The following is an 8,359-nucleotide window of genomic DNA, read 5'->3' as shown; positions in this document are numbered from 1 at the left end:
CAGGATAGGACAAAACGAAATATAAAAACGAGCACCGGTCTAAAAAGACTTACCTTTTTAGACCGGTGCTCATTTTGTATTATTACTTCTACTTCTTCATTCCCATAAAGAAAAATCCGTAGCAGCGCTCATTTTCTTCTAATTGTAAGAAATCTTTCATCTGAAACATAAAGCCGGGGGTACCCCAATAGCACCCTATGCCGTGGGCAGTGCAGGTGAGGTACATATTTTGTACAGCCATCGCTGTCGCAGCTATTTCTTCCCACTCAGGCACTTTTCCACTAAAACAAATGCTAATAGTTACTATTGTATCTGATTTAGCTGTTTTTTGGGCTATTTCATTCATTTTTCGCTCAGAAAAGTTCTCAGCAGGTACATTTTCTTTGTACAGTCGTACTAATTCTTCTCCCAAAAGGGCTTTATCAGTACCTCTATGAGCTTTTAGGCGCCAAGGTTTGGTGCGTTTATGGTTAGGAGCATAGTCAGCAGAGCTGATAATCTCTTCTAATACTTCTTTGGCTATAGGTGCATCACTATATTCAGGAGGGAATATACTCTTGCGAGTGGTAATGATGTGTCGGAGTGTTTGGGCTTCTGTCATAATACTAAGAATTAATGTTTAATGGGGCAAAGATAATAAATTACTAATTATTATGTATCTTTGCGCCCAATAAAATAGATAATATATGGGAAGTAAAAATAAACTTAAACGTTTTGAAGAAAACAAGACTTTTGCTAATGTTATACAGCCTTCGCGAGAGGAGCTTTTAACCAACACTTTTGCTTATAAAGAGAAGTGGAATGAGCTGTATTTTAAGAATAATAACCCTATTGTCTTAGAATTAGGCTGTGGTAAAGGCGAATATTCAGTAGGCTTAGCTAAACGACACCCCGAAAAGAATTTTATAGGTATAGATATCAAAGGAGCGCGCTTTTGGAGAGGAGCTAAGACAGCAGTTGACGAGCAAATAGCCAACGTAGCTTTTCTTCGTACCCAAATAGAACTCATAGAACAATGTTTTGCACCCGAAGAGGTGAGCGAAATATGGATTACTTTCCCCGATCCTCAGATAAAATACAAACGCACTAAACACCGGCTAACAAATGCTGATTTCTTAGCCCGTTATCAGCATATTCTAAAACCAGAAGGCTATATACATCTGAAAACTGATAGCGAATTTATGCACGGCTATACTCTCGGACTGCTACACGGAGCCGGACATAAGGTGCTGTATGCCAACCACAATATCTACAATAGTGATGGGGTACCTACAGAAGTTACCGAAATCAAGACTTTCTACGAGCAGTTTTATTTAGAGCAAGGCAAACCTATCACTTATATTAGATTTCAGCTAAAACGAGATTAACAAACTACTTTTTAAGAGCAATCACCCGAATGGTGCGCTTAACTTGTTCTGCTATAGCGCGTGCTTGTGCAACCTCAGGGTTTACAATTGTAACGTGTCCCATTTTTCGGAAGGGACGCGTTTCTTTTTTACCATAAATATGCGGAGTTACCCCCTCCATTGCTAATATTTGTGCTATGTTTTCATATACTACCTCTCCTTGCTCACCTTCAGCTCCTACAAGATTTACCATTACACCAGCTACTTTGCTTTGGGTACTGCCTAATGGAAGCCCTAAGATAGCTCGCAGGTGTTGTTCAAACTGGTTAGTATAAGCAGCCTCTATGCTGTAGTGACCAGAGTTGTGAGGGCGTGGGGCTACTTCATTTACTAATATCTCATCGTCTGCTGTTTGAAAGAGTTCAACAGCCAAAAGACCAACCACACCAAAAGCCTCTGCTACTTGCACAGCTATAGCTCTTGCCTTCTGGGCAACAGCATCATCTATACGAGCGGGACAAATAACGTATTCTACCTGATTAGCCTCAGGGTGAAACTCCATTTCTACCACCGGATAAGTACAAACTTCTCCTTGACTGCTTCTGGCTACTATTACAGCTAATTCTTTAGCAAAAGGTACTAAAGTTTCAGCTATACACTGCCCATCAGGCAAGCCGTTAAGGTCGGCAAGTTGGCGTACTATCTTCACGCCATTGCCGTCATAGCCAAAACGTGCAGACTTCCACACAAAAGGCAATTTTAGTGTACCTACTTCAGCAGCTGCGCACAAATCGGTAAGAGACTCAAATGCCGTAAAAGGAGCCGTAGGAATACCGTTTGCTGCATAGAATTGCTTTTGCACAGCCTTGTTTTGTATCTGCCGAATAGTCTGCGGACTAGGATATACTTGCACCCCTTCAGCTTGCAGCTTTTCAAGGGCATCAACGTTTACATTCTCAATTTCTATAGTGAGTACTTGTACATCTTTGCCGAACTGATAGACGGTATCAAAGTCGGTCAGGCTTCCTTGCACAAAGGTATTACTACCGATGCGGCAGGGCGCTTCAGCAGAGGGGTCTAGTACTTTAGTAGCAATATCAAATTTGCGAGTTTCGGTTAAGAGCATCTTGCCGAGTTGTCCTCCACCGAGTATGCCGAGGGTAAAGTCTGATGAAAAATAGTTAGTCATAGTTAAAGTTATTTGTTTTTTATCTCTCTAATCAGGTATATATATACAGGGAAGTGGTCTGAATAGCCCCAAGTGTAGTTGCCATTTGCCATACTGCGGAAAGGATAACCTTTATAGCGTCCTTTGGGGTTTGCCAAATAAGGACGGTTGAAAATACCGGCTTTCCAATAGCGGTAACTGCTCTTGTCTTCTTTTAGTAGGTCGTAGGTGAAATATATTTGGTCAAAGAGATTCCAACCGTCTTGATAGGCGAGAGTCCCCATTCCTTTCTTTAGCATTGCCTCCATAGGGTTGAAGAGCTCACCGGGCTTAACATCTTCCTTTTTATCTTTAGTTTTAAGTATGTTTTTAAATCCGGAGTTGATAGGGTCGTCATTAAAGTCGCCCATCGACATTATCTTAGCATTAGGATTTATCTTTAGCAGCGAATCAATAATCTGCTTGTTTAGAGCAGCAGCTTTTTCGCGCATAGGACGACTTTTAGCCTCTCCTCCTAAGCGTGAAGGCCAGTGATTTACGATAAAATGTACTTCTTCACCATCTAAATCCCCACTAACTAATAGCTGGTCACGAGTGTAGAGGGGTTTACCGTCTTCTTTGGTTAGGTATAGAGGGTGTGCTTTAGATGATGAGGGCTTAAAAACACCTTGTTTGTACAGAAGAGCCACATCTACCCCACGTGCATCAGGCGATTCGTAATGTACAATGCCGTAATTATATTTCTTTAGGTAAGGGGTATTGATAAGGTCGGTTAGTACCACATCGTTTTCTATTTCGGCGACGCCTATAATATCCGGAGCGTGATGGGTAACATCAGTACCTATTTCTGAGAGTACCTTTGCTATCTTCTGTACGTGGTCGTTATATACTTTTGAAGTCCAACGGTCAGCCCCGTTAGGGGTACGGTCGTCATCAAACTTATGTGGGTCGTTGATGGTATCAAAAAGGTTTTCTACGTTATAAAAAGCAACGGTTCTTACCATAAATTTCTTCGGTTGTGCGTTTACATACGCTAGTGCCAATAAGCACCATACTAAAATTAAATTTCTTCTCATTATATTAGTCATTAATCAGTCATTAGTTATATTATTACCTAAAAATTCTATTAAAAAAGCTCTTTTTCTTTTCGGGTTCTTCTTTTTGTTGGGTAGCGCTTTGGGTGTTAGGGTTCATCACATCGTCTATCGAAATCTCATCGTCATCATTGTCTATATCGTGCAGCTTACCTTTGCGCTCATATAGGCGATAGTGTATATCTCCTGCGTATATAGTATCTTTAGGCGGAGCGCTTAGAAGGCGGTCTATAAAGCCCTCGCGTACTACCGATTCGCATTCTAATACCTCGCTGCGTACCTCATCACTCACTTCAAAAGTAGCTTTTGTAAGCGAGTTAAACTGCCGATTGCGGTTCAGTTGTTGTATAAACAGAGCAGCTATAGGCAGTGCCGAGTTAGCTCCTTGCCCTATACGGGTACTGCGGAATCCTATCTGGTGGTCATTACCTACCCAGCTAATCATCACTAAGTTAGGAAGCATTCCAGCGAACCAACCGTCTTTGTTGTCTTGGGTAGTACCGGTCTTACCTGCTAAATCGTTGGTAAGTCCGTACTGTCCACGCATACGGGCAGCGGTACCTTCATTTACGGTAGCGCGCATCAGCTGTATCATCTTTTGGGCAGTGGTCTCACTAATGGCAGCCTCTTGTTTAGCAGGCTTGTGTTGCCATATCACTTTCCCTTTTTTATCTACTATTTTTTCTATGAAATAAGGTTGCGAAGGCACCCCTTTATTAGCAAAGGTAGTAAAGACTTTTGCCATTTCTATAACCGGTAATTCGGCAGAACCTAAGGCTATTGACGGCACTTGGGGCAGAGGGGTTTTCACTCCCATCTTATAAGCTTTTTGGATAACATTTTGCAGTCCTGCGTAGAAAAGGGTCTGTACAGCTATAGTGTTCAACGATTCTTTCAGCGCCTTGCCTACCGAATAATAAGTGCTGGGGTCATCGTCTGTGGCTGACGAGTTGCGAGGCGTCCAGTACTTCTCATCGGCATAGGTAAGAGCACGTGGCGAGAAATGCGAACATACAGGCATTCCCATTTCTAAGGCAGTAGCATAGACGATAGGCTTAAATATCGAACCTACCTGCCGCTTGCTCTGTAGTACGTGGTCGTATTTAAAATGCTCAAAATCAACACCTCCTACGTAGGTCTTTACAGCGCCTGTCTGAGGGTTTACACTTACGAACCCCGTGTTTAGCAAGCGTATGTAGTGCGAAAGGCTATCGAGGGTGCTGTGCTGCTGTACCTTGTCTTCTTCGTAAAACGACAATTCCATATTTTTCTTTTCGCTCAGCTGCTTCCATATCTCCTCTTCAGTTAGGTTTTTAGCTTTCAGTTCTTTATAGATAGGCAGTCGTTTTACTTCTTGCTTAAACCAATCGCTGTCTAAGTTCCAAGGCGCTTTTTTGCCATAAGCCTGCTCAAATTCTTTTTGTAGGCGGGCTAAGTGCTTCTTTACAGCTGTTTCAGCGTATTCTTGCATCGTATAGTCGATAGTTGTGTAGATGCGAAGCCCATCTCTGTAGATATTGTAAGGAGTGCCGTCTTCTTTTGTGATATTTTTTAGCAGTTCCGGCAGTTGTAAGCGTATTTGCTCGCGCAAATAGGGAGCAACCCCTTCACTTATTATGGTATTGTAGTTTATTTTCAGGCTGTCTTTAGTTTGTGCAGCAAAATCTTCATCTGTCAGATAGCCATTTTTCTTCATTTTAGCCAATACCGTATTCCGGCGCTCCTCACTGCGCTGAGGGTACAGACGAGGGTTGTAGTTGTTGTTTGCCTTTAGAGTGCCTATTAGCGTAGCAGCTTCGTTCAGGGTCAGCTCCTTAGCAGGTTTGTTAAAAAAGCGATACGAGGCACTCTCTATACCGTAGGTATTATCGCTAAAAGGCACAGTGTTTAGGTAGAGGGTAATGATTTCCTCTTTGGTGTAAACGCTTTCTATCCGCCTTGCGATAATCATCTCTTTTATTTTGTGTACAGGCATCGTCAGTTTGCCATAGCGTTCCCCACGCCCAAAGAGGTTTTTAGCCAATTGCATCGTTAGGGTACTCCCCCCTCCTGAAGAGTCATCTTGCAGTAGGAGAGTTTTAAAGAAAACCCTAAAAAGACTCTTAGTATCTATCCCACTATGGTCGTAAAAACGCTCGTCTTCAGTGGCTATAAGCGCATTGATAAGGTAAGGGGGAAAGTCTTTGTATTCTATACGCGTACGGTCGAAGATAAAAAACTTACCTATACAAACGTTGTTATCATCGTAGATAAGGCTGGCTTCAGCTTGGCGCAATTCTTTAAGTTCCTGTTTGGTAGGCAGTTTGCCAAAAGCCCCAAAGTAGATGAGTAGTATCAGTAGCAATAGGCAACCCAAGCCACTAGCTATAATGATGCCTCCCCATTTCAGGTAAGATTTTCGCGAAGTGCCGCGCAATGAGTAGATACCAAAAGGTATGAGCACTATAGCGGCTACAGCGGCTATCCAAAGGGTTTTAAGGCAATAGCGCAATAGGCGGTATAGTTTTTCGCCTATCCACACACATCCCTCTAGCACACGCGAAAGCCCTGTGCCCAGAAAGAGCAGGCACGCTACCGCATACTTTTTATAAGGTATATTTTTGTGCATTAGCTTCTTTGATTTAACCATTTCAGAGTACAAAAATACAAAACAATTATTAATTAGCAAATTTGCCAATTATAAGTTGATATATTTATCGAAATAGTTAGCTATATTTTTCAGTTCTTCGCGATAGAGGTCATCTTCTTTTTCTGAGAGGATACCATAGCCGTAACGCCTAAAGGTCTGTAGCACTTCCGAAAGAGCATCGGTAGTGAGCTTTACGGTTATCAGTACAGTATCTTCGTGATAGTTAGAAATGTATAACCCTAAAAGCTGACTGTGGTTGCTTTCCACTATCTGGGCTATTTCGGCAAATGAATAGCTGTGGGCGTCTTTTTCTAAGATAAGCACGCGTCCTGTCTCTTTTATAAAAGGGGTTTCAGCCAGTTGCAGTACAAAGTCGCGAAGCTGATAGCAACCTATTAGGTGCTGAGCTTCATCTACTACCGGCAGCATATCTGTCCGATGGGCAGCAAAAGCCTCCATTACCGCATCCCACGAGGTGTTTACCGACACGCTGTAATGGTCAAAAGCATAGCGATACTCGCTGATAAGAGCCTCTTCGGCTTCTTCAGCGATAGTAGCTTTGCTTAGCACCCCCACTAATAGTCCCTCTTCGCACACGGGGAGTGCCGAAAGACTATGCGCCTCAAAGAAAAGTTTTGCCTCCTCTACCGAGCGGGTTATTTCTATGTATAAAGAATGTGTGGTCATAAGCTATGGAGGTTTTAATAACAATCTGTTTTTATTTGTCCATTGTTTTCAAAGTAGCTCAGGGGTTTGCGTAGGTGAAAATGACAGACCTCTTCTAAAGTTTCCTTTACAGCTTTTAGCATTGCCATCGAACCGCAAATCATCACTACCCCTCCTTCGGCTAACAAGTTAGCAAAAAACGAACCTTCGCGGTGAATGATGTCCTGCACGTAAAACTTGTCTCCTTCTCGCGAAACGGCCTGCCAGTAAGTGCTGATTTTCCCTTCTTCTATATAAGGGTCTATATAAGGGCGATACAACTCTAAAGAGGCTTCGCGCCTACAACCCCATACTAAGGTAAGAGGCTTTTTGTCGGTATTCTCCTCTATCATTCCAAGGAAAGGCGCCATACCGGCTCCATTGGCGATACATACCACTTGGGGCGCTTTCTTAGGGAAATGAAAATTTGGGTTAGGCTCTATCACTGCCCGCAATGTTTCGCCTATAGGCAGGTCGTTTAGCAGGTTCGATACCACCCCTTGCGCAACCAGCTTAACGCTTAGCCATATTTCTTCGCGATATTTGGCTATAGAGTACAAACGCTCGCGACCATCAGCAGGGGTAATACCCAGTAGGTCGCCCGATTCAAAAGCTACATTCTTAAGCGGTTTTAGGCGTACTAAGAAAATATCATCATCCATCACAGGCGTTCTCTCTACTACTGTCAATTCTGTGCGTTTGCGTTTTTTACGAGTCAGGAAGTCTGACGGCAAACGCAGATTGAGGTCTTGGGTAGCACTCCACTTTTCAGCCCACTGCCTAAAGGCGTCTACCGACTGGTCGCTTATGGTGTGCAACGGAGTCATCGCCTTGGCTTGTGGCTCTTTGGCTAAGAGTACATCTACCTCTTTGGCAAATCGGCAAAACTCAGGATACGAAAGCGACCCAAACCCGACCACCGTATAGCCAAAGCTCTGCACTATAGGGTGTTTCTTCCAGAGTTCAGCAAAACGAGTCCCCGTCATAGGGGCATCGCCATCGCCGTAAGTACTCGCAAAAATAAGCAATTGTTCTAATTGTGGATAGTTGCCAAAATCGTTCATATCAGCTATATAAGAGCGTTTGCCTTGCCTTAGCAGGTCATCGTGTACAGCGCGTGCAAACTCGCGAGTACTACCGCCCTCAGTACCTACTAACACTATGTATTCACACACTTCTTTAGCAAACGGATTCACGCTCTTTTTGCGCCTTTTCAGCGTGATAGCAAAACCCGAATAGATAAAAAATAGTATAGCCAAACAGCTGATAAATAGCAGAGTAGCCCAAATATAATGCCCTTTGCCTATGTGTAGGGTGCGCACTAAGTAAGCCAATCCTTTAAAAGGAGAGGTCGAGGTGCTGATAATCTCACCTGTAAACTGATTCACAATCACATTTTTATTGATAAAATCTATCT

General features: G+C 43.0%; 7 protein-coding genes. 1 reads left to right on the top strand and 6 read right to left on the bottom strand.

Annotated features, from left to right (window positions below):
- Positions 1–88: 88 nt before the first annotated feature.
- Positions 89–601: a nitroreductase family protein gene (locus tag HMPREF9074_RS08675; RefSeq protein ID WP_009390920.1), complete on the bottom strand. Its 513-nt coding sequence runs from the start codon at positions 599–601 to the stop codon at positions 89–91.
- 85 nt (positions 602–686) lie between these two features.
- Between HMPREF9074_RS08675 and trmB the strand changes: the two genes are divergently transcribed.
- Positions 687–1,367 carry a tRNA (guanosine(46)-N7)-methyltransferase TrmB gene (gene trmB, locus HMPREF9074_RS08670; RefSeq protein WP_009390921.1) on the top strand — a complete coding sequence of 227 codons (681 nt, stop codon included), beginning with the start codon at positions 687–689 and terminating at the stop codon, positions 1,365–1,367.
- A 4-nt stretch (positions 1,368–1,371) separates the two neighbouring features.
- On the opposite strand, the gene purK is transcribed toward trmB, so the two are convergent.
- The 5 genes from purK to HMPREF9074_RS08645 form a co-directional block, all read right to left on the bottom strand.
- Complete coding sequence (purK, locus tag HMPREF9074_RS08665) at positions 1,372–2,535, bottom strand: 5-(carboxyamino)imidazole ribonucleotide synthase (RefSeq protein ID WP_009390922.1); 1,164 nt, start codon at positions 2,533–2,535, stop codon at positions 1,372–1,374.
- A gap of 8 nt (positions 2,536–2,543) precedes the next feature.
- Complete coding sequence (locus tag HMPREF9074_RS08660) at positions 2,544–3,590, bottom strand: endonuclease/exonuclease/phosphatase family protein (protein ID WP_034540311.1); 1,047 nt, start codon at positions 3,588–3,590, stop codon at positions 2,544–2,546.
- 34 nt (positions 3,591–3,624) lie between these two features.
- Positions 3,625–6,216 (bottom strand): transglycosylase domain-containing protein, encoded by a 2,592-nt coding sequence (locus HMPREF9074_RS08655; RefSeq protein ID WP_034540305.1) that lies wholly within the window; start codon positions 6,214–6,216, stop codon positions 3,625–3,627.
- Positions 6,217–6,285: 69 nt separating this feature from the next.
- Positions 6,286–6,924, bottom strand: a complete 639-nt coding sequence (locus HMPREF9074_RS08650) for a CBS domain-containing protein (protein ID WP_009390925.1) — start codon at positions 6,922–6,924, stop codon at positions 6,286–6,288.
- Positions 6,925–6,938: 14 nt separating this feature from the next.
- On the bottom strand, positions 6,939–8,359 hold a 1,421-nt coding region (locus tag HMPREF9074_RS08645), incomplete at its 5' end, for an NADPH cytochrome P450 oxidoreductase family protein (protein ID WP_034540302.1).

It is taken from the genome of Capnocytophaga sp. oral taxon 329 str. F0087 (assembly GCF_000213295.2).
GTDB lineage: Bacteria > Bacteroidota > Bacteroidia > Flavobacteriales > Flavobacteriaceae > Capnocytophaga > Capnocytophaga leadbetteri_A.
Note: the sequence above shows the minus strand (reverse complement) of the source record. Positions and strands in the feature narration are given on the sequence as shown.

Excerpts from the sequence above, each read along its gene's own strand:
- HMPREF9074_RS08675 (WP_009390920.1), bottom strand. The coding sequence starts at position 601 with ATGACAGAAGCCCAAACACTCCGACACATCATTACCACTCGCAAGAGT.
- trmB (WP_009390921.1), top strand. The coding sequence starts at position 687 with ATGGGAAGTAAAAATAAACTTAAACGTTTTGAAGAAAACAAGACTTTT.
- purK (WP_009390922.1), bottom strand. The coding sequence starts at position 2,535 with ATGACTAACTATTTTTCATCAGACTTTACCCTCGGCATACTCGGTGGA.
- HMPREF9074_RS08660 (WP_034540311.1), bottom strand. The coding sequence starts at position 3,590 with ATGAGAAGAAATTTAATTTTAGTATGGTGCTTATTGGCACTAGCGTAT.
- HMPREF9074_RS08655 (WP_034540305.1), bottom strand. The coding sequence starts at position 6,216 with ATGCACAAAAATATACCTTATAAAAAGTATGCGGTAGCGTGCCTGCTC.
- HMPREF9074_RS08650 (WP_009390925.1), bottom strand. The coding sequence starts at position 6,924 with ATGACCACACATTCTTTATACATAGAAATAACCCGCTCGGTAGAGGAG.